This is a genomic window from Allobosea sp. (genome assembly GCF_017308015.1).
Lineage (GTDB): Bacteria > Pseudomonadota > Alphaproteobacteria > Rhizobiales > Beijerinckiaceae > Allobosea.
This window is the reverse complement of sequence record NZ_JAFKFW010000006.1, coordinates 11775-29664: the sequence shown is the minus strand read 5'-3', so window position 1 is coordinate 29664 and position 17890 is coordinate 11775. Positions and strand designations below refer to the sequence as shown.

The following is a 17890-nucleotide window of genomic DNA, read 5'->3' as shown; positions in this document are numbered from 1 at the left end:
CCGGAGCAGAAATCACGACTGCGTCTCCGTTTCGGGCAGGAGCATGGTCTGGGCGAGTTGACGCATGCCGTCGAAGAGCGTATCGGCGGCAGCCGTGAGGTCGAAATTCGGATCCATTGCCCGCCGACAGAAGAAGCCGTCCGCCATCATCGAGATCGCCATGAGAAAGCGACCCTCGTCGAGCCGTGGCGCCAGCTCGCCGTTCGCCTTGGCGTCACGGATCGCCGCGGCGAGCCCTTCGATCACGGTACCTTCGATATCCGCGCACATCCGCGCCATGCCGGGGTTGCGCGCCGCCTCGGCCCAGATCTGCAGGGCGATGACGGCCTTTTCGCGCGGCTGATGCACGAGATGCCTGCGGCCGAGCTTCTCGAGCTGGTCGAGCAGCGCGCCGTTGTTCGGGCAGAGATTGCCGAAATCCTCCGCGATCAGGCTGCGATCTCGCTCGGTCATACCCTCGATGATCGCGTCCTTCGCGCTGAAATAGCGGTAGAGATTGCCCGGGCTCATACCCGCCTCGGCCGCTACATCCTGCATCGTGGCCGCATGGAAACCCGCACGCGCGAAGACCCGTTCAGCCGCATCGAGAATGCGGATATGCCGCTCCGACAGGGCGGCAGATGGCTGCGGTGCGGGAACCGGAGGTGGCATCAGAGCGCGATATGAATGAGAATGAATGTTCATTCTCATCTCAGATAAGGCCCCGAACGTCAAGCCGGACCCTGTTTGCAGGCGTTGGCCCGATGATGAGACGGGCTGACAGGCCCGAGCCATCGCCGCGCCCCGGCGCATAAATTGCTTGCTTCGCACCGTCCGGAACCGCATGCTTGGAAGCGATCTGGCATGGCTTCGCGCGTCGTCTCTCCTCAACGTCACGCGCGAGCGACCTTGAAGTCCGTGATGAACGACCACGCCTTCCCCTTGCGTCCGTCTCGCCGCAGCCGCTCCCCTCTCACAGCCAGCAAGACGAAGCCCGCGCCGAAGCCCGTGCTCGTCGTGCTGCATCAGGAGCATTCGACGCCCGGCCGGGTCGGCCGTCTGCTGCAGGCGCGCGGTCATGCGCTCGACATCCGCAAGCCGCGCTTTGGCGATCCTCTGCCGCCGACCATGCGCGACCATGCCGGCGCGGTGATCTTCGGCGGCCCGATGGGAGCCAATGACCCCGACGACTTCATCAAGGCCGAGATCGACTGGATCGGTACCTGCCTGAAGGAGGACGCCGCCTTCCTCGGCATCTGCCTGGGCGCGCAGATGCTGGCGAAGCATATGGGCGCGCGCGTCTATACCCATGGCGAGGGTCGCGCCGAGGTCGGCTATTACCCGCTTGCGATCACGGAAAGCGGCCATTCGCACGCGGCCGCCGCCGGCTTCACTTGGCCCGGTACAGTCTATCAGTGGCACCGGGACGGCTTCGACTGCCCGAACGGCGCGGAGTGTCTCGCAACCGGCGGGGATTTCCCGGTCCAGGCTATCCGCGCCGGCAGCAAGGCCTATGGCATCCAGTTCCACCCCGAAGTTACGCCGGCAATGATGTATCGCTGGTCGGTGCGCGGCTATGAGCGCACGCTGATGCCGGGCGCCCAGCTCGGCCACACCCATGTGCCCGGCTGGTTCCAGCACGATCCGGCGATCCGGCTCTGGCTCGACGCCTTCCTTGATTACTGGCTTAAGGAGCCGGCAGCAGCCGGAACGACATCATCTTGAAACGTACAGCTCTCGTTCTCGGCGCCGGCATGGTCGGCGTTTCCTGCGCGCTCGCGCTCCAGAAGCGCGGCATCGCTGTCACCCTGATCGACCGCAAGGCGCCAGGCCGCGAAACCTCCTACGGCAATGCCGGCGTGCTCGCGACCTCCTCAATCCTGCCGCTGAACAATCCCTCGCTTTACGCCAAGATCACGGGCTATCTCGGCAACCGCCACCCCGCGCTCAACCTGAGCTGGGCCCGCGCCTTCACGAAGCCGGGCTGGCTGCTGCGTTTCCTCTGGGAGGCCCGGCCCTCGCAGGGAGCCGCGCGCATCGCCGCTCTGCAGGCTCTGACGGCGAGCACGGTCGAGCGTCACCGCGCCCTGATGGCCGAGGCCGGCGTCTCCCATCGCCTGCGCGAGACCGGCACGCTCAAGCTCTGGCGCACCGAAGCCGGCCATGAAGCTGCCCGGGCCGAGCACGATTTCCTCAAGCGTCACGGCATCGCGTCTGAAGTCCTCGACCGGCAGGGCATTTCCGGAATCGAGCCGAACCTGAACCCGATTTTCCCGGCCGGGCTCCTGATCCCCTGCGTCGGCTCGGTCGATTCTCCCGGCGCCGTCACCGAGGCTTATGCGGCGCTCTTCGCCGAGCGAGGGGGCCGGATAGAGCAGGCCGCGGTCACCGGCCTCACCCGCAATGGCAATGGCTGGCGCGCGAGCACCGCTTCAGGGAGTTTCGAGGCCGATCTCGCGGTCGTCGCCCTCGGCCCATGGAGCGGCGATCTGTTGAAGTCGCTCGGCATCGATCCAAAACTGGATGTCGAGCGCGGCTATCACCGCCATCTCAAGCCGGAAGCCGGCACCGGCCTGTCGCGGCCGCTCTACGATGTCGACGGCGCCTATTACATGGCGCCGATGGAGCAGGGTTTTCGCGTGACCAGCGGCGTCGATCTCTCGTTCCGCGATGCACCCGACGAACACCGCCAGATCGACGGGGCGACCGCCGCGGCGCGCGACGCCTTCCCGCTGGGCGAGGTCGTCGGCGAAACCTGGCGCGGCGCCCGGCCGACCCTTCCGGATTCCCTGCCGATGATCGGCGAAGCGCCCCGCAATCCCGGCCTTTGGCTTGCCTTCGGCAATCAGCATATCGGCTTCTCGACCGGCCCGATCACCGGCGAGTTGATCGCCACGATGGTCTGCGGCGAGAAGCCGCCAATCGACCCGAGGCCGTTCCGGCCGGAGCGCTATATCCGCTGATAGCGGCGGTAATCCCGTACGCACTGCGGCATGAAACGCCGCTGGGCGGATGCGGGGCAGAGCTCGGGAAAAGCGGCTCGATAACAAAAAAGGCGCGCCTCGATATGAGAACGCGCCTCTATTTGAAAACGGTCCCGTGTCGGCGCCGCGGCGCTTCATGCCGCAGTGCGTACGGGAACACAGCCTTCGTCAGACCTGGCGGGCGACCATCATCTTCTTGACTTCCGCGATCGCCTTGGCCGGGTTCAGGCCCTTCGGGCAGGCATTCGCGCAGTTCATGATGGTGTGGCAGCGATAGAGCCGGAAGGGGTCTTCCAGATTGTCGAGCCGCTCGCCGGTCGCCTCGTCGCGGCTATCGATCAGCCAGCGATAGGCCTGCAGCAGCGCGGCCGGGCCGAGATAACGGTCGCCGTTCCACCAGTAGCTCGGGCAGGAAGTCGAGCAGCAGGCGCAGAGGATGCACTCGTAGAGGCCGTCGAGCTTCTCGCGGTCGTCCTTGGCCTGACGCCATTCCTTCTCGGGGGCCGGCGTCGTGGTCTTCAACCAGGGCTCGATCGAGGCGTGCTGGGCATAGAAGCGCGTCAGGTCCGGCACGAGGTCCTTGACCACAGGCATATGCGGCAGCGGGTAGATCGCGACCTTCCCCGAATTCTTGCCGGTACCGCCGCACTCATCGATGCCGGTGGTGCAGGCAAGACCGTTCTTGCCGTCCATGTTCATGGCGCAGGAACCGCAGATGCCCTCGCGGCAGGAGCGCCTGAAGGTCAGCGTCGGGTCGACCTTGTTCTTGATCCAGATCAGCGCGTCGAGCACCATCGGGCCGCAATCGTCGCGGTCGACCCAATAGGTGTCGGTGCGCGGATTCTCGGTGTCGTCCGGACTCCAGCGATAGACCTTGAACTCGGTCAGCTTCTTGGCACCGGCCGGCTTCGGCCAGGCCTTACCCTCGACGAGGCGGGAGTTCTTCGGGAGATTGAATTCAGCCATCGGAGTCCCTCAGTACACCCGTGCCTTGGGCTTGATGTACTCGATGTCGTTGGACATCGTGTAAGTGTGCACCGGCCGGTCATCGAGCGTGATCGTGCGTTTCTCGTCATCGATCCAGGCGAGCGTGTGCTTCATCCAGTCCTTGTCGTCGCGGTTCGGATAGTCCTCGCGGGCATGGGCGCCGCGGCTTTCCGGACGGTTCAGCGCCGAATCCATGGTCACGACCGCCTGGGTGATCAGGTTGTCGAATTCCAGGGTCTCGATCAGGTCGGAATTCCAGATCAGCGAGCGATCCTTGGTGCCGATATCGGTGATGCCGTTCCAGACCTCGTGGATGAGCTTGTGACCCTCTTCCAGCGTGTCGCCCTCGCGATAGACGGCGCAGTTGTTCTGCATCGTCCGCTGCATCCGGTCGCGCAGCACCGCGGTCGGCGTGCCGCCCGCAGCGTTGCGGTACTTGTCGAGGCGGCTGAGCGCGAGGTCCGAGGAGCCCTTCGGCAGCTCGGGCTGTTTCTCGCCCGCCGTCACCGTGTCGGCGCAGCGCAGGCCGGCCGCGCGGCCGAACACGACGAGGTCGATCAGCGAGTTGGAGCCGAGGCGGTTGGCGCCGTGGACCGAGACGCAAGCCGCCTCGCCGATCGCCATCAGGCCCGGCACCACCGTATCCGGATCGCCGCCGACCTTGGTCAGCACTTCCCCGTGATAGTTCGTGGGGATGCCGCCCATGTTGTAGTGCACCGTCGGCAGGACCGGAATCGGCTCGCGCGTCACGTCGACGCCGGCGAAGATCTTGGCGCTCTCCGAGATGCCCGGCAGGCGCTCGTGCAGGATCTTCGGATCGAGATGGTCGAGATGCAGGTAGATGTGGTCCTTGTCCTTGCCGACGCCGCGGCCGGCCCGGATCTCCATCGTCATCGAGCGCGAGACGACGTCGCGCGAGGCGAGGTCCTTGGCGGAGGGCGCATAGCGCTCCATGAAACGCTCGCCCTCGGAATTCGTGAGATAGCCGCCCTCGCCGCGCGCGCCTTCGGTGATCAGGCAGCCCGAGCCATAGATGCCGGTCGGGTGGAACTGCACGAACTCCATGTCCTGCAGCGGCAGGCCGGCGCGCAGCACCATGCCGCCGCCATCGCCGGTGCAGGTATGGGCCGAGGTCGCCGAGAAATAGGCGCGACCATAACCGCCGGTCGCCAGGATGGTCTGCTGGGCGCGGAAGCGGTGCAGCGTACCGTCATCGAGCTTGAGCGCGATCACACCGCGGCAATGGCCATCCTCGTCCATGATCAGGTCGATGGCGAAATACTCGATGAAGAACTCGGTATTGTAGCGCAGCGCCTGCCCGTAGAGCGTGTGCAGCATGGCGTGGCCCGTGCGGTCGGCCGCGGCGCAGGTGCGCTGGGCCGGCGGGCCCTCGCCGAATTCGGTGGTCATGCCGCCGAAGGGACGCTGATAGATGCGGCCGTCCTCGGTGCGCGAGAACGGCACGCCCCAGTGCTCGAGTTCGTAGACGGCGGCCGGCGCGTTGCGCACGAGATATTCGATGGCGTCCTGGTCGCCGAGCCAGTCCGACCCCTTCACGGTGTCGTACATGTGCCACTGCCAGGTGTCCTTGCCCATGTTGCCGAGCGAGGCGGCAACGCCGCCCTGCGCCGCGACGGTGTGCGAGCGGGTGGGGAACACCTTCGAGATGCAGGCGGTGCGCAGGCCGGCCTGCGAGCAGCCGACCGTGGCGCGCAGACCCGCACCGCCCGCGCCGACGACGACGACGTCGAAGGTGTGGTCGGTGATCGGATAGGCGGTACCGGCATAGGCCGGGACCGGGCGGGACTTGGTGATCGCCATCGGATCAGCCTCCAAAAGACAGCTTCAGCACCGCGTAGACGCTGGCCGCGCCGACCGCGATGGCGAAGAAGGTGTTGGCCATGACGGCGAGGACCTTGGCCCCCTCGCCATGGATGTAGTCCTCGATGATGACTTGCATGCCCAGACGCATATGGATGCAGGCCGAGAGGATGAAGAGCAGCATCAGGATCGCGACAAGCGGATGCGACAGAAGCGCGACCGCCGCCGGGTAGGGCCGGCCGACCAGCGCGATGACGATACCGATGAAGATCACCGTCAGGATGAGGTTCGAGACGGCGGTGACGCGCTGCAGCCAGAAATGGCCGGTGCCGGACTTGGCTGAACCGAGGCCGCGAACACGGCCGAGCGGGGTGCGCATCGAGGAATTGGACAGCATGGCGGGGCTCCTCAGCGCAGGACCAGAGCGGCGATCCAGACCAGGACCGTGAGGCTCACCGATGCGACGAGCGTGAACTTCGCCATGTTCATGCGCGTCTGCGGCTCATAGCCCTTGCCCGTATCCCAGACGAAATGGCGCAGGCCGCCGCACATGTGGTGAATCAGCGAGAAGCTGTAGAGGAAGAGCACGAGCCGGCCGAGGAACGAACCGGCGATGGCCTGCGCCGTGTCGAAGGCGGCAGGCCCCGAGGCGGCTGCGACCAACCAGGCGGCGATCAGCACCGTGCCGAGATAGAGCCCGGTACCGGTGACGCGATGGGCGACGGACATCGCCATCGTCCAGGACCAGCGATAAATCTGCAGATGGGGCGAAAGCGGACGAGCCGCGGGCTTGACCTCGGCCAATATCGTTCTCCGATCAAGCGGCCCGCAGAAAACGCGCGAGCCCATTTGGCATCATTCTAGAGTGACTGGTTCTCTAACGAAACCGTCCCGGCGCTGCAATGCGGCAGGCGCATAACAAAGTTACAGATTATGAAAATCGTCATTTTGCTGCTAAAAGTCAGCGCGGCAGAAGCGCCCAATAGTCGAAATCGAGAATCACGCTCGGATCATACTGATCGCCGATCTTCAGCGGGAAATCCAGGCACGCGCGGTTCTTCGTCGCCACCAGCCTGAGCCGGAGCGCGCCGATATCGCTGCGCTCCGGAATTTCCGCGCTGCCGAGCACCTCGCTCCAGGCATAGACGGTGTCGCCGGCGAAAAGCGGCGCGACATGGCGCCCGCCATTGATCGCGGCGATGTGGAAGGCATTGCCGAGCCCGTTGAACGACAGCGCGCGCGCCAGGCTGATGACATGGCCACCATAGATCAGGCGCTTGCCGAAGCGGCTATCCGGCGCCGCGTGCGCATCGAAATGCACCCGCGCCGTGTTCTGGTAGAGCCGGGTAGCGAGCTGGTGCTCGGCCTCCTCGACGGTCATGCCGTCGACATGATCGATCCGTTCGCCGACGGCGTAGTCGCTCCAGCGAAAGGTCGAGCCGGCGAGCGCATCGTCGTAAGCGGCAAGCTCGATTCGGGGGCAGCCCTCCCCGAGCGCTTCCGGCAGCACCGCCTTGGCCAGATCGGGCACCTGCTCGGCATGGGCCGGCGTGCCGGGCTCGCGTTTGCGCACTAGGACCCAGCGCGCATAACTCAGCACGATCTCGCCACGCTGGTTACGGCCGATCGAGCGGACATAGACGATGCCGGCATCGCCGGCCGAAGTCTGCTTCAGCCCGATGACCTCCGACGTCGTCGAGAGCGTATCGCCCGGATAGACCGGCTTGAGGAAGCGCCCGTCGGCATAGCCGAGATTGGCGATGGCATTCAGCGAGACATCCGGCACGGTCTTGCCGAAGACGATATGGAAGACCAGCAAGTCGTCGATCGGCGCCGTGGGATAGCCGATCGCATTCGCGAAAACATCCGAGGACTGCACCGCAAAACGCGAACCATAGAGCGCCGAATAGAGCGCCGCATCACCGGCCCGCACCGTGCGCGGCGTTGCATGGACGATGGTATCGCCGAGGTGGAAATCCTCGAAGAAGCGGCCGGAACTGGTCTTCGGGTTAGAGCCGGGCATGCATCCCCTCCTGATCGCAGGCAAGTGTGCGTTGCAACCAAGGTCGGCGTCCAGCCCCGACGAAAGCCGAAAGCGATCAGCCGACGATGGCAGCGAGCTTCGTCATATCGACATTGGCGCCGCAGACCAGCACACCGAGCCGCTCCCCCTTCGCAGGCTTGTAGGCGCCGCAGAGCAGCGCACCCAGCGCCGCCGCCCCGCCAGGTTCGACCGCGAGACGGAAATCGCGCCAGAGTACGCCTTGCGCCTCCGTGATCGTCGCATCCGGCACCAGCGCAATATGATCGACACTGTCCCGGGTCACGTCATAGACGAGCTGACCGACATTGCGGGCGCCCAGCGAATCCGCCGCCACCGACGCGACCTTGACCTCGACGGGCCCCTTCGCGTCGAACGCAGCCTGCAGGGCGCGCGAACCTTCCGGCTCGACGCCGACGACCTTGACCTTGCTGCCGGCAAACCAGCTGGCGATGCCGGAGATCAGCCCACCGCCGCCGACCGCGACGAGCACCGTGTCGAGATCGGGCTCCTGCAAATCCCATTCGCGACCGAGCGTGCCCTGTCCGGCGATGGTCTCCACCGCCGCGAAAGGATGAATCTTGAGCGCGCCGGTCTCGGTAACGAAGCGATCGCAGGCGGCCTGCGCGTCATCGTACTGCGCGCCGCCGATCACGACGTCGGCGCCGAAGCGCTTGATCGCCTCGATCTTCGCGGCTGGCGAAATCTCGGGGACGAAGATCGTCGCCTTCACCCCGCGCTTCATCGCGGCATAGGCCACCGCCGCGCCATGATTGCCGCCGGACGCGGCCGAGACGCCGGCTGCCGGCACCGGCAGCGAGAGCAGGTTGTTGAAGGCGCCGCGCGTCTTGAACGAACCGGCATGCTGGAGGCATTCGAGTTTGAGCGAGACATCCGCCTGCGCGCCGAAAGCGCCCGGGCCCAATCGCATCGCCGGCGTGACGCGGGCATGGCCGGCGATGCGCTCCGCCGCTTCCTCGATCATCGGACGGGTGACGGGGCGTGCGCTCATGACGATATCCTGCTCGGGCTCGGACACTGGACGCCACGTCCAGATCGCAATCGGAAGCCCGTGGCTATCGCGTCCCGGCGGATCGGGAAAGGGCTGCCCGCGCCCGGCGGCAATGTGCCGGGCGACGACCAGCGCCGCCAGCGCGTCGAGAAGGTCGTCGGCGGCTGCCCCGCCCGGCGGGCGGGAGCCTGCCGTCTCCGCCGAAATGCCGGCTGCGATCAGCAGGCTCCTCCGCTCAGCCAGCCCCTCCGGATTGAGCACGCCCTTGATCTTCTTGGGCTGAAGCAGCGGTGCGCCCCGCATTGTACGGAAGGCCAACTCGGGATGAATTTCGAAGACGCGCTCGCGCAAAGCGGGCTCGGGACGCAGCAGGCCATCGATTTCGCGGATCTTCGGGAACAGGTGGAAGCCCTGCTTCGAGACCTTGCGCGGCGGATCGGAGGCGGCGAGCGCCAGTGCACAAGCTTCCCGATAATCGGTCGCCTCGACGGCCCGGCGCGCGGGGATCGAAAAGACCGAGGATTGCCGGTCGCCCAGCAGCGCTCGCACCGCCTGCTCCGGACCGCGCCCGGAGCCCTGTACCCGATCCGGCAGACCGATAGGCATGTCGACCGCAACCAGATCGGGCACGATCTCGCCCACGAACAGATCGGCAAAGCGTGACACCACGCGGATCAACGGCGCGGTCTTCCCGTCATCGGACGCAATGGCGACGATCCAGCCGCCCTTGCAGCCATCGACACCGGCGAGCCACGCCATCCCGTTTCCTCCGCCTTTCGCAGCGCTGGCATTGCATCTGCGTTCGTCTACTGTGCAGCGCAGCACGAGCCGGCCCGTGTCAGGAGAGACCATGAGCACGATACGCCCCCGCCGCAGCGCCCTCTATATGCCGGGCTCGAACGCCCGCGCGCTGGAAAAGGCTCGCGAGATCGCGGCCGACGTTCTGATCCTCGACCTTGAGGACGCCGTCGCGCCCGACGCCAAGGCGGTTGCGCGCCGGCAGGTCTGCGCTGCCGTGAAGGCCGGCGGCTATGGAAGGCGCGAGCTGGTGATCCGCGTCAACGGTGTCGGAACCCCCTGGTTCATCGACGATCTCGCCGCCGCCGCCGAGGCGAAGCCGCAGGCGATCCTGATCCCGAAGGTCTCGGCGCCGGAAACGCTGCATGAGGTCGGCAGCCAGTTGAAGGGCCTCTGGGCCGATCCCTCTATCGCCGTCTGGGCGATGATCGAGACCCCGCTAGCCATCCTCGACGTCGAGCGCGTCGCTCGCGCCGCTCTCGATCCCGTGACGCGGCTCGCCTGCTTCGTCATGGGAACCAACGACCTCGCCAAGGAAACCCGCGCCCGCTTCGTGCCCGGCCGGGCGACGATGCTGCCCTGGCTGACGAGCGCGCTGCTCGCCGCCCGCGCCCATGGCATAGACATCCTCGACGGCGTCTATAACGACATCCGGGACGAGGCCGGCTTCCTGGCCGAATGCGAGCAGGGCCGCGATCTCGGTTTCGACGGCCGCACCCTGATCCACCCATCCCAGGTCGCGGTGGCCAACGCCGTCTTCGCACCCGACGAGGCCGAGTTGACGAAAGCCCGCGCCATTATCGCCGCCTTCGACCTGCCGGAGAACGCCGGCAAGGGCGCGATCCAGCTCGACGGCCGCATGGTCGAACTGCTCCATGCCGAGATGGCGCGCCGAACGGTTGCACTGGCAGAGGCGATCGCGGCCTGAAACGAAAAAGGGCCGCGCTGCACGCGGCCCTTCGAAACGTCTGGACGAGAGGGCTCAGCCCTCCTTCGCCGCCTTCGCCCGCTCGATCGCCTCGACGATCAGCTTCCTGGCCATGGCGGCGTCGCCCCAGCCCTTGAGCTTGACCCATTTGCCGGGCTCCAGATCCTTGTAATGCTCGAAGAAGTGCTGGATCTGATCGAGCGTGATCTGCGGCAGATCGGTGTAGTTGTGGACGTTCTCGTAGCGCTTGGTCAGCTTCGGCACGGGCACGGCGATGATCTTCTCGTCGCCGCCGCCCTCGTCCTCCATCAGCATCACGCCAATGGGCCTGACCGCAATATAGGAGCCCGGCACCAGCGGACGCGTATTGGCGACCAGCACGTCGCAGGGGTCGCCGTCTTCCGAGAGCGTATGCGGGATGAAGCCGTAGTTTCCGGGATAACGCATCGGGGTATAGAGGAAGCGGTCGACGAAGAGCGTGCCGGCTTCCTTGTCCATCTCGTACTTGATCGGCTCGCCGCCGATCGCCACTTCGATCAGGACATTCACTTCTTCGGGCGGGTTCTTGCCGATGGAGATGGCGTCGATGCGCATTCTGGAACCTGTCGCTTGGGAATTTTGCCGGGCCTTATGCAAGTTCGCGGCGAAAAGTCCAAGCCCTTCCGCCACGCTTGGTGCTCAGACGATTTGCGCATGCGCCCCCGCGCTGCTATCCGGCGCCCCATGAACAGCCCCGAGACCAGGCCGTGCTGAGCCGCCTGCGCCCCGACGAAGAGCGCTATGCCCGCCGCATGGCCCGCATCGCCCGCTGGGACCGGCCGCTCGAAGGCCGCGGCCAGCGCCTGCGCGCCTGGGCCAACATGCTCCTTGTCGACCACGGCATCTTCCGGCTCGCCTATCTCAACGCCCACCGCGTCACGCCGCGGCTCTGGCGCTCGGCCCAGCCGGCACCCGGCCAGATCGCGGCCTTCGCGCGCAAGGGCATCAAGACCATCGTCAACCTGCGTGGCGGCCGCGAGCACGGCTCCTGGCCGCTCCAGAAGGAGGCCTGCGAGCGCCACGGCATCAAGCTCGTCGATTTCGTGCTGCGCTCGCGAGGCGCGCCCGATCGCGAGACCATCATCGGCGCGAAAGCTTTCTTCGCAAGTCTCGACGAGCCAGCCCTCGTTCACTGCAAATCGGGCGCTGATCGGGCCGGCTTCTTCTCGGCCCTCTATCTGCTAGTGCATGAAGGACGACCGCTCGACGAGGCCATGCGCCAGCTCTCACTGCGCTACGGCCATTTTCGCTTTGCCAAGACCGGCATTCTCGACGCCTTCTTCGAGGCCTATCACCGTGAGGGTGAAACGAACGGCGTCGCCTTCCTCGACTGGGTCGCCACGATCTACGACCCCGAGCGGCTGGAGCGCGAGTTCAAGCCCGGGCTACTCTCCTCGCTGATCGCAGACAGGCTGATCCGCCGCGAATAAGAGCATATTCAAGCCAAGTGGCCACCGGTTCGCGTAAAGGGAATGCGGCGAGCAAAAGCCGCTCAGCGGGCACCCCCCGAAGCAGCAAGGCAGTCGGACGGCGCCTCGGCGGGATCGTCGAGATGCAGCCAGATGAAGGCGGCATGCGCCAGCGTCCGGAGGATCGAGATGGCGCCGATCGTCAGCAGCAACTCCGGCGACAGGACCCGAAACCATGCCATAGCCGCCACGATCGCAACCAATGCGACGGCATTGATCGCGACCTGCCAGAAGGGCTGGCGCGAAAGCGTCGCCACTTCCTGCAATGGGCCGAGCACGGCGATACCGATATAGAATGCCGCCAGCAGCGCGACGACCTCGCCCAGATCCTGCCACTGGGTTCCGATCAGCCATTGATCGGCCATGAGCGAGGCGACGGCGATGGCGCTGAACAGGACGGTCGCGCCGACGGTCAGCCCAAGGGTCATGATCCGCGCCCAGAAGCGCCGACGTGGACCCACATGCATCCGCAGGCGGTTCAGCACCAGCGGGATGGAAACGGTTCCGAACATCTGGGTCGGCATGTCAAGCAGACGCATCGACAGCGCGACCTGCGCCGCTAGAACGGTATTGCTGGCATAAGGCAGCGCGAGGAGCGGCGCGACCGCGAATCCATAGGCCAGCAGGGCCGAAGGCAGCAGGGCCAACGGAGCGTCCCGCCAGCGCACCGTCGCCTCGATGAGACTGCGCCAGGACCAAAGCGCCGGACGGACCAGGCCGGCGATCGAATCCCGCCGGCGCAGCAGCAGATAGGCCGCCGCCAGGACATGCCCGAGCGCATCGGCCATGAACAGGGTCAGCGCCTTCGGACCGAAGATCGCGATCAGGATCAGCATGATGGCCGGCTGCACCACGGCCTGGACGACATTGCTGTTGCCGATGGCGCGGAAATCCCCCTCCGCGGTGGCCTCTGACCAAAGCAGGCGCAGCACCGAGCGCGCCGTGAGCGAGACGAGGAAGAAGAAGGCGACCGCGGGCGCGATCCAACCGGTCGCGGCGAGCCCGATCAGGATGAATGTGGTGACGGCGAGGAAGGCCGAGCCCACGGTCGCCGCAAGGCGGAAGGCGAGACCGAGCCGGACGCGATCGCTGCTCCTGAAGAACACCGCTTCCAGCCGCAGCAGCGAGGCGATCGAGATGAAGTTCGCAGCCGAGGAAAAGACGGCGAAGGCTGCGAAGACGAAGGGCGGACACAGGGCGGCCGCGATGATCAGACCCCAGACCGAGATCAGCCGCGCCTGAATGAAGCGTAGGCCAAGCAGAAGCGCCGAGCCCAGATTCGAGCGCAGAGCGGGAACCCGCCTTGCCACAAACCTTCGCCCGGCCGCGATCGTCAGCCCCGGGCGCCGATGCGGCAGATGGGCCCGATCCATGGTGACATGTGCGGCCATCGCGACCCCCATCGTCGAACCGTCGGGTAGTTCCTCGCCGGCCATGTCCGTCGCGTTATCCGCGGGCTCTCGGTCGCGGGAGACGGTCATGGTCGACGGGCCTTCTGCCGCGAAGGCTGGGCCAGCATGGTTAACGAATGGTGAATTCCGCTCATCGCCTTCATCGGTGGCCGCATCGCGCGGCTTCTGCCGCGCGATGCATGAACCGGACACCATGTCGTTTTTGCGGCTCAGGCGAATGTCGTCTTGAGCGCCTCGAACCGCGCCAGCTGATCCGGCAGCAGTTCCCGCGCGGTATCACGCCGCACGAAGACCTTGAACATCACGTCGCCGGCGCCGTTGAAGAACTGCACCGAGCAGGCACGCCGGCCCTGCGCCGTCGAACGGTCGACCAGATAGATCGCCCGGCAGTTCTCGGCTTTGATGTGGCCGCCGATCGGACTGTCGCCATGGATGTTGTAATAGCCGTGGCCGAAGCTGCCGACCGGGAGTGAGCCCTCGCATTCCAGCACGATGTCGGGCGTATGCATCAGGAAGAGCACCGTGCCCCAGGTCGCGAGCTCCTTCCAGACGTCCTCGAAACGCTCGGGTGCCACGAACTGGCGCTGCGCCTCGGGCAAAAGCTCGAGCACGGCGCGCGTCGAGACCTTGGCCTCGCGCGCAATCGCCTCGACCAGGCCGTCCGGCTTGGCGGCGAGCAGCGCACGCGCCTGCTCCATCGGATCCCGCTTGGTGATATCGGCAATCGTCATAGCCCGAGCCTCACTCGGCCGCCTGGCGGGGCAGGTGCGGATTGCTCTCGCTCAGCACGGTCTCGAACCCCTCGAACTCGGGATGGCCGAGATAGATCGGCTTCGGACGCGGCTGGCCGGCGCTGCGATGCGATTCGCGGAACTGCTCGGACTTGGTCCAGACCGTGAAATCCTCCTTCGAGGCCCAGCTCGTATGGGAGGAGTAGAGTGTGTGGTCCTCCTTCTCCGGCCCCTTCAGCAGATGGAAGGAGAGGAAGCCCGGCATCTCGTCGAGGCGGCTCTTGCGCGAGGACCACACCGTCTCGAAGGCGGCCTCCTCGCCCTTGACGACCTTGAAGCGATTCATGGCGATGAACATGAGTAAATCCTGCATCTGGCACGCCGGAAACGGCGGAAGCGAACGAAACCGGGCAATCCTGTCCCGATCGACCGCCTCCGAGCGGAGGTTTCGACCGGGACATGCGCAAGAGCCGGAAACCGCCCGTCCGGCGATATCGCCAGACGGGTTGGCTGCGCATCGCATAGCCCTTGACCCGTTGTAGTAAAGGCTCATATCAGCGTCAATAATGATGCAAAGTATATCTTGTTTTGAGTAATTAAAAACAAGATATACTCTATATTGAATCATTTTAAACTGACTACAAACTTGTAATCTGAGCGCTCATGCCGGAAAGACCGCCATCTGCGCCCGAATGGAGTTGCGACATGCCCGGCTCGCGCATCATCCCAGCGCATCGCGGCCTTCAGCAGCCGAACCGCCGCGAGCTGACGACAGCCCTTGGCTTGAGCGCTCTTGGCCTCGGCGGGCTCGGGCTCTCCCGGGCCTTGCCGGGCGCAGCACTTGCCCAGACGCCGGATCGCATCGTCGTCGCCGGCGGCGTCATTACCGAGGTCATCTACGCGCTCGGCCTGCAGGACCGCATCGTCGGCATCGACTCCACCAGCCAATTCCCGCCCGAGGCGCTGAAGGAGAAGGCCAATGTCGGCTATGTCCGCGCGCTTTCAGCCGAAGGCGTGCTCTCGCTGAAGCCGTCGCTGATCATGCTGATCGACGGCGCCGGTCCGCCGGACGCCGTTTCGCTCTTGAGCGAATCCGGCGTGAAGATCGCCCGCATCCATGATGGGCTGACCCCCGAGGGGGTCGTCACCAAGATCGCCGCGATCGGTACCGCGATCGGCGCGGCCGCCCCGGCCGAACGCCTGGCCGCGCAGACCAGGGCGCATTTCGACGAACTCGCCACGCTGCGCGCCGGTCTTGCGAGGAAGAAGCGTATCCTCTTCCTGCTTTCGCTGCAGAACGGCCGGGCGATGGTCGGCGGCCGTAACAGCTCGGCCGACGGCATCATCGCGCTGGCCGGCGGTATCAACGTCGCCGACGCGATCGAAGGCTACAAGCCGATGACGGATGAGGCGATCGCCGCCGCCGCGCCCGACATGGTGCTGATGATGCGCAACAGCAGCGCGCACAACATCACGCCGGACGAGCTTTTCGCGATGCCTGCCTTCGCCCGGATTCCCGCGGCAAGCGAGAAGCGGTTGGTCCATATGGACGGACTCTATCTGCTCGGCTTCGGACCACGCACGCCGATGGCGGCCCGCGACCTGATGGCCGCGATCTATCCGGAAGCCGTGATCCCGCCGCTCGGGACGGCCGCCACCCCGTGACCCTCGCGACGCCTGCCCCGACCGTGGCCTCTTCAACCTTGGCAACGCTGATCGCCGGCCGCCGGCGCACCGGCATGCTCGCCGTCATCGGCCTCGGCCTCGCCTGCCTTTTCCTGACCATCGTCGCCATCGGGCAGGGGGCGATCGCGATCGCGCCGGGCCGCGTCGCCGAGATCCTGATGGCGCGCCTGACGGGCGACACCAGCCTGCTCGAAGGTCGCGACGTCCTCGTCGTCCTCAATATCCGCCTGCCGCGCGTCCTTCTCGGCCTTCTCGTCGGCGCTGGCCTCGCGGTTTCGGGAGCGTTGATGCAGGGATTGTTCCGCAACCCGCTCGCCGATCCCGGCCTTGTCGGCGTCTCCAGCGGCGCGGCGCTCGCCGCAGCCGCCACGATCGTGCTCGGCGACCGCTTCCTCGCCGGCAGCATGATGAAGCTGCCTTTCGCCGCCCTGCCGGCCGGCGCCTTCTGCGGCGGCCTCGTCTCGACGCTGGCGCTGTATCTCATCGCCACCCGTGGCGGCCGCACCTCGGTCGCGACGATGCTGCTCGCCGGTGTCGCGCTCGGCGCGCTCGCCAGCGCGTTGACCGGCCTCCTCGCCTTCTGGTCGGACGACCGGCAATTGCGCGATCTCACCTTCTGGTCGCTCGGCAGCCTGGGCGGCGCGAGCTGGACCAAGCTGACAGTGGTCGCGCCGATCATCCTGCCGCTGCTTCTGCTGATGCCGCTGCTGGCACGCGGCCTGAATGGGCTCATGCTCGGCGAGGCCGAGGCCTATCATCTCGGCATCCCCGTCCAGCGCATCAAGGCGCTGGCGATCCTGCTGGTCGCGCTCGCCGTCGGCGCCAGCGTCGCCACGGCCGGCCTGATCGGCTTCGTCGGCATCGTCGTGCCGCATCTGATCCGGCTCTGCGTCGGGCCGGATCATCGTCTGCTGCTGCCGCTCTCGGCATTGGGCGGCGCGATGCTGCTGGTCGGCGCCGACATCGTCGCCCGCCTCATCGTCGTCCCGGCCGAGCTGCCGATCGGCATCGTCACCGCCACGATCGGCGCGCCCTTCTTCCTCTGGTTGCTGCTGCGCCGCACGAGCCTGATCGATGTCTGAAGCGAACCCGTTCCTATCCGGCCATGGTGTCAGCTTCGTCGCGGACGGGCGTCGGCTGGTCACCGATGCGAACCTCGAATTGGCCGGCGGCACGACCACGATTCTGATCGGCCCGAACGGCGCCGGCAAATCGACGCTGCTCAAACTCCTGACCGGCGAGATCAAGCCGGCCGGCGGCGAGATCCGCATCGCCGGCGAACCGTTCGCATCGGTTCCCGCCTGGCGGCTGGCCTGCCTGCGCTCGGTCATGGCCCAGCATGCCCGCCTCGCCTTCCCCTTCAGCGTCTACGAGGTCGCGAGCCTCGGCGTTGACGGTATCGGCCGGGCGCTCTCGCGCCAGCGGCGCGAGGCGATCGTCGCCGAAAGCCTCGCCGCCGCCGGCGTGATCGATCTCGCGGGACGACGCTACCAGACGCTCTCCGGCGGCGAGCAGCAGCGCGTGCAGTTCGCCCGCGCGCTCTGCCAGCTCGAGGCTGGCCGGAGCGTCGCCGAGCGGCAGGTGCTCTTCCTCGACGAGCCGATCGCCAGCCTCGATCTTTGCCACCAGCTCGCGCTGCTCGACATGGCTCGCAGCATCGCCGCGCGCGGTGTGGCGGTGCTGATCGTGCTGCACGATCTCAATCTAGCCGTGACCTATGCCGACCATCTCGTCGTGATGGATCAGGGCCACATCATCGCGCAGGGGCCGCCGGCGAAGACCCTGGACGACGCCCTGCTGCGCCAGGTCTTCAAGGTCGACCTGACGCTGAGCCGCGCCCCCGCACCCGGTCTGCCCTTCCTGCTGCCGCAGCAGCATCGCGCCCGGCCGGCGGCATAGGAAACGGATTCAGCCGCGATTCATCCTGAATCACGGCTTCACCATATCGCTCAACCCCCGCTTCACGGCTGTAACGCCACAACTCCCGCCAGTTTCCAGCGGGA

General features: G+C 66.3%; 18 protein-coding genes. 7 read left to right on the top strand and 11 right to left on the bottom strand.

The window, feature by feature from the left end:
- Positions 1 to 12 precede the first annotated feature (12 nt).
- Positions 13 to 912: a TetR/AcrR family transcriptional regulator gene (locus tag J0I42_RS06960; protein WP_291654096.1), complete on the bottom strand. Its 900-nt coding sequence runs from the start codon at positions 910 to 912 to the stop codon at positions 13 to 15.
- Between J0I42_RS06960 and J0I42_RS06955 the strand changes: the two genes are divergently transcribed.
- Both J0I42_RS06955 and J0I42_RS06950 read left to right on the top strand, forming a co-directional pair.
- On the top strand, positions 901 to 1704 hold the full coding sequence (locus tag J0I42_RS06955) for a glutamine amidotransferase (RefSeq protein WP_291654095.1): 804 nt from the start codon (positions 901 to 903) through the stop codon (positions 1702 to 1704). The genes J0I42_RS06960 and J0I42_RS06955 overlap by 12 nt on opposite strands.
- Complete coding sequence (locus J0I42_RS06950; RefSeq protein ID WP_291654094.1) at positions 1701 to 2942, top strand: NAD(P)/FAD-dependent oxidoreductase; 1242 nt, start codon at positions 1701 to 1703, stop codon at positions 2940 to 2942. The genes J0I42_RS06955 and J0I42_RS06950 overlap by 4 nt, the downstream gene beginning before the upstream one ends.
- Positions 2943 to 3131: 189 nt before the next feature.
- On the opposite strand, the gene J0I42_RS06945 is transcribed toward J0I42_RS06950, so the two are convergent.
- The 6 genes from J0I42_RS06945 to J0I42_RS23975 all read right to left on the bottom strand — a co-directional run bounded on the left by J0I42_RS06945 (position 3132) and on the right by J0I42_RS23975 (position 9583).
- Positions 3132 to 3929, bottom strand: coding sequence for a succinate dehydrogenase iron-sulfur subunit (locus tag J0I42_RS06945; protein ID WP_291654093.1), 798 nt, complete (start codon positions 3927 to 3929; stop codon positions 3132 to 3134).
- A gap of 9 nt (positions 3930 to 3938) precedes the next feature.
- Complete coding sequence (gene sdhA / locus J0I42_RS06940) at positions 3939 to 5771, bottom strand: succinate dehydrogenase flavoprotein subunit (RefSeq protein WP_291654092.1); 1833 nt, start codon at positions 5769 to 5771, stop codon at positions 3939 to 3941.
- Positions 5772 to 5775: 4 nt separating this feature from the next.
- On the bottom strand, positions 5776 to 6168 hold the full coding sequence (sdhD, locus tag J0I42_RS06935) for a succinate dehydrogenase, hydrophobic membrane anchor protein (protein ID WP_291654091.1): 393 nt from the start codon (positions 6166 to 6168) through the stop codon (positions 5776 to 5778).
- 11 nt (positions 6169 to 6179) lie between these two features.
- Positions 6180 to 6578, bottom strand: coding sequence for a succinate dehydrogenase, cytochrome b556 subunit (gene sdhC / locus J0I42_RS06930; RefSeq protein ID WP_291654251.1), 399 nt, complete (start codon positions 6576 to 6578; stop codon positions 6180 to 6182).
- Between the two features lie 154 nt (positions 6579 to 6732).
- Positions 6733 to 7794 (bottom strand): MaoC family dehydratase, encoded by a 1062-nt coding sequence (locus J0I42_RS06925; protein WP_291654090.1) that lies wholly within the window; start codon positions 7792 to 7794, stop codon positions 6733 to 6735.
- A 76-nt stretch (positions 7795 to 7870) separates the two neighbouring features.
- Entirely contained in the window at positions 7871 to 9583 is a 1713-nt protein-coding gene (locus J0I42_RS23975) for a serine/threonine dehydratase (protein WP_366509805.1), read from the bottom strand.
- A gap of 91 nt (positions 9584 to 9674) precedes the next feature.
- Here J0I42_RS23975 and J0I42_RS06910 point away from each other — a divergent pair, with 91 nt between their 5' ends.
- Entirely contained in the window at positions 9675 to 10550 is an 876-nt protein-coding gene (locus J0I42_RS06910; protein ID WP_291654089.1) for an HpcH/HpaI aldolase/citrate lyase family protein, read from the top strand.
- A gap of 54 nt (positions 10551 to 10604) precedes the next feature.
- On the opposite strand, the gene ppa is transcribed toward J0I42_RS06910, so the two are convergent.
- Positions 10605 to 11144, bottom strand: coding sequence for an inorganic diphosphatase (ppa, locus tag J0I42_RS06905; RefSeq protein ID WP_291654088.1), 540 nt, complete (start codon positions 11142 to 11144; stop codon positions 10605 to 10607).
- A gap of 152 nt (positions 11145 to 11296) precedes the next feature.
- On the opposite strand from ppa, the gene J0I42_RS06900 reads away from it, so the two are divergent.
- Positions 11297 to 12019 carry a fused DSP-PTPase phosphatase/NAD kinase-like protein gene (locus J0I42_RS06900; RefSeq protein WP_291654087.1) on the top strand — a complete coding sequence of 241 codons (723 nt, stop codon included), beginning with the start codon at positions 11297 to 11299 and terminating at the stop codon, positions 12017 to 12019.
- 62 nt (positions 12020 to 12081) lie between these two features.
- Here J0I42_RS06900 and J0I42_RS06895 read toward each other — a convergent pair whose 3' ends face one another.
- The 3 genes from J0I42_RS06895 to hmuQ all read right to left on the bottom strand — a co-directional run bounded on the left by J0I42_RS06895 (position 12082) and on the right by hmuQ (position 14559).
- On the bottom strand, positions 12082 to 13539 hold the full coding sequence (locus tag J0I42_RS06895) for a hypothetical protein (RefSeq protein ID WP_291654086.1): 1458 nt from the start codon (positions 13537 to 13539) through the stop codon (positions 12082 to 12084).
- A 140-nt stretch (positions 13540 to 13679) separates the two neighbouring features.
- On the bottom strand, positions 13680 to 14201 hold the full coding sequence (gene hutX / locus J0I42_RS06890; protein ID WP_291654085.1) for a heme utilization cystosolic carrier protein HutX: 522 nt from the start codon (positions 14199 to 14201) through the stop codon (positions 13680 to 13682).
- A 10-nt stretch (positions 14202 to 14211) separates the two neighbouring features.
- Entirely contained in the window at positions 14212 to 14559 is a 348-nt protein-coding gene (hmuQ, locus tag J0I42_RS06885) for a heme-degrading protein HmuQ (RefSeq protein ID WP_291654084.1), read from the bottom strand.
- A 347-nt stretch (positions 14560 to 14906) separates the two neighbouring features.
- Here hmuQ and J0I42_RS06880 point away from each other — a divergent pair, with 347 nt between their 5' ends.
- The 3 genes from J0I42_RS06880 to J0I42_RS06870 all read left to right on the top strand — a co-directional run bounded on the left by J0I42_RS06880 (position 14907) and on the right by J0I42_RS06870 (position 17786).
- Positions 14907 to 15866 (top strand): heme/hemin ABC transporter substrate-binding protein, encoded by a 960-nt coding sequence (locus J0I42_RS06880; protein WP_291654083.1) that lies wholly within the window; start codon positions 14907 to 14909, stop codon positions 15864 to 15866.
- A gap of 74 nt (positions 15867 to 15940) precedes the next feature.
- On the top strand, positions 15941 to 16969 hold the full coding sequence (locus J0I42_RS06875) for a FecCD family ABC transporter permease (RefSeq protein ID WP_291654249.1): 1029 nt from the start codon (positions 15941 to 15943) through the stop codon (positions 16967 to 16969).
- On the top strand, positions 16962 to 17786 hold the full coding sequence (locus J0I42_RS06870) for a heme ABC transporter ATP-binding protein (protein ID WP_291654082.1): 825 nt from the start codon (positions 16962 to 16964) through the stop codon (positions 17784 to 17786). Before J0I42_RS06875 ends, J0I42_RS06870 begins: the two co-directional genes overlap by 8 nt.
- The last annotated feature ends 104 nt before the right edge of the window (positions 17787 to 17890 follow it).

Excerpts from the sequence above, each read along its gene's own strand:
- hmuQ (WP_291654084.1), bottom strand. The coding sequence starts at position 14,559 with ATGTTCATCGCCATGAATCGCTTCAAGGTCGTCAAGGGCGAGGAGGCC.
- hutX (WP_291654085.1), bottom strand. The coding sequence starts at position 14,201 with ATGACGATTGCCGATATCACCAAGCGGGATCCGATGGAGCAGGCGCGT.
- J0I42_RS23975 (WP_366509805.1), bottom strand. The coding sequence starts at position 9,583 with ATGGCGTGGCTCGCCGGTGTCGATGGCTGCAAGGGCGGCTGGATCGTC.
- J0I42_RS06925 (WP_291654090.1), bottom strand. The coding sequence starts at position 7,794 with ATGCCCGGCTCTAACCCGAAGACCAGTTCCGGCCGCTTCTTCGAGGAT.
- sdhD (WP_291654091.1), bottom strand. The coding sequence starts at position 6,168 with ATGCTGTCCAATTCCTCGATGCGCACCCCGCTCGGCCGTGTTCGCGGC.
- sdhA (WP_291654092.1), bottom strand. The coding sequence starts at position 5,771 with ATGGCGATCACCAAGTCCCGCCCGGTCCCGGCCTATGCCGGTACCGCC.
- J0I42_RS06910 (WP_291654089.1), top strand. The coding sequence starts at position 9,675 with ATGAGCACGATACGCCCCCGCCGCAGCGCCCTCTATATGCCGGGCTCG.
- J0I42_RS06895 (WP_291654086.1), bottom strand. The coding sequence starts at position 13,539 with ATGACCGTCTCCCGCGACCGAGAGCCCGCGGATAACGCGACGGACATG.
- ppa (WP_291654088.1), bottom strand. The coding sequence starts at position 11,144 with ATGCGCATCGACGCCATCTCCATCGGCAAGAACCCGCCCGAAGAAGTG.
- J0I42_RS06880 (WP_291654083.1), top strand. The coding sequence starts at position 14,907 with ATGCCCGGCTCGCGCATCATCCCAGCGCATCGCGGCCTTCAGCAGCCG.
- J0I42_RS06870 (WP_291654082.1), top strand. The coding sequence starts at position 16,962 with ATGTCTGAAGCGAACCCGTTCCTATCCGGCCATGGTGTCAGCTTCGTC.
- J0I42_RS06955 (WP_291654095.1), top strand. The coding sequence starts at position 901 with ATGAACGACCACGCCTTCCCCTTGCGTCCGTCTCGCCGCAGCCGCTCC.
- J0I42_RS06875 (WP_291654249.1), top strand. The coding sequence starts at position 15,941 with ATGCTCGCCGTCATCGGCCTCGGCCTCGCCTGCCTTTTCCTGACCATC.
- J0I42_RS06945 (WP_291654093.1), bottom strand. The coding sequence starts at position 3,929 with ATGGCTGAATTCAATCTCCCGAAGAACTCCCGCCTCGTCGAGGGTAAG.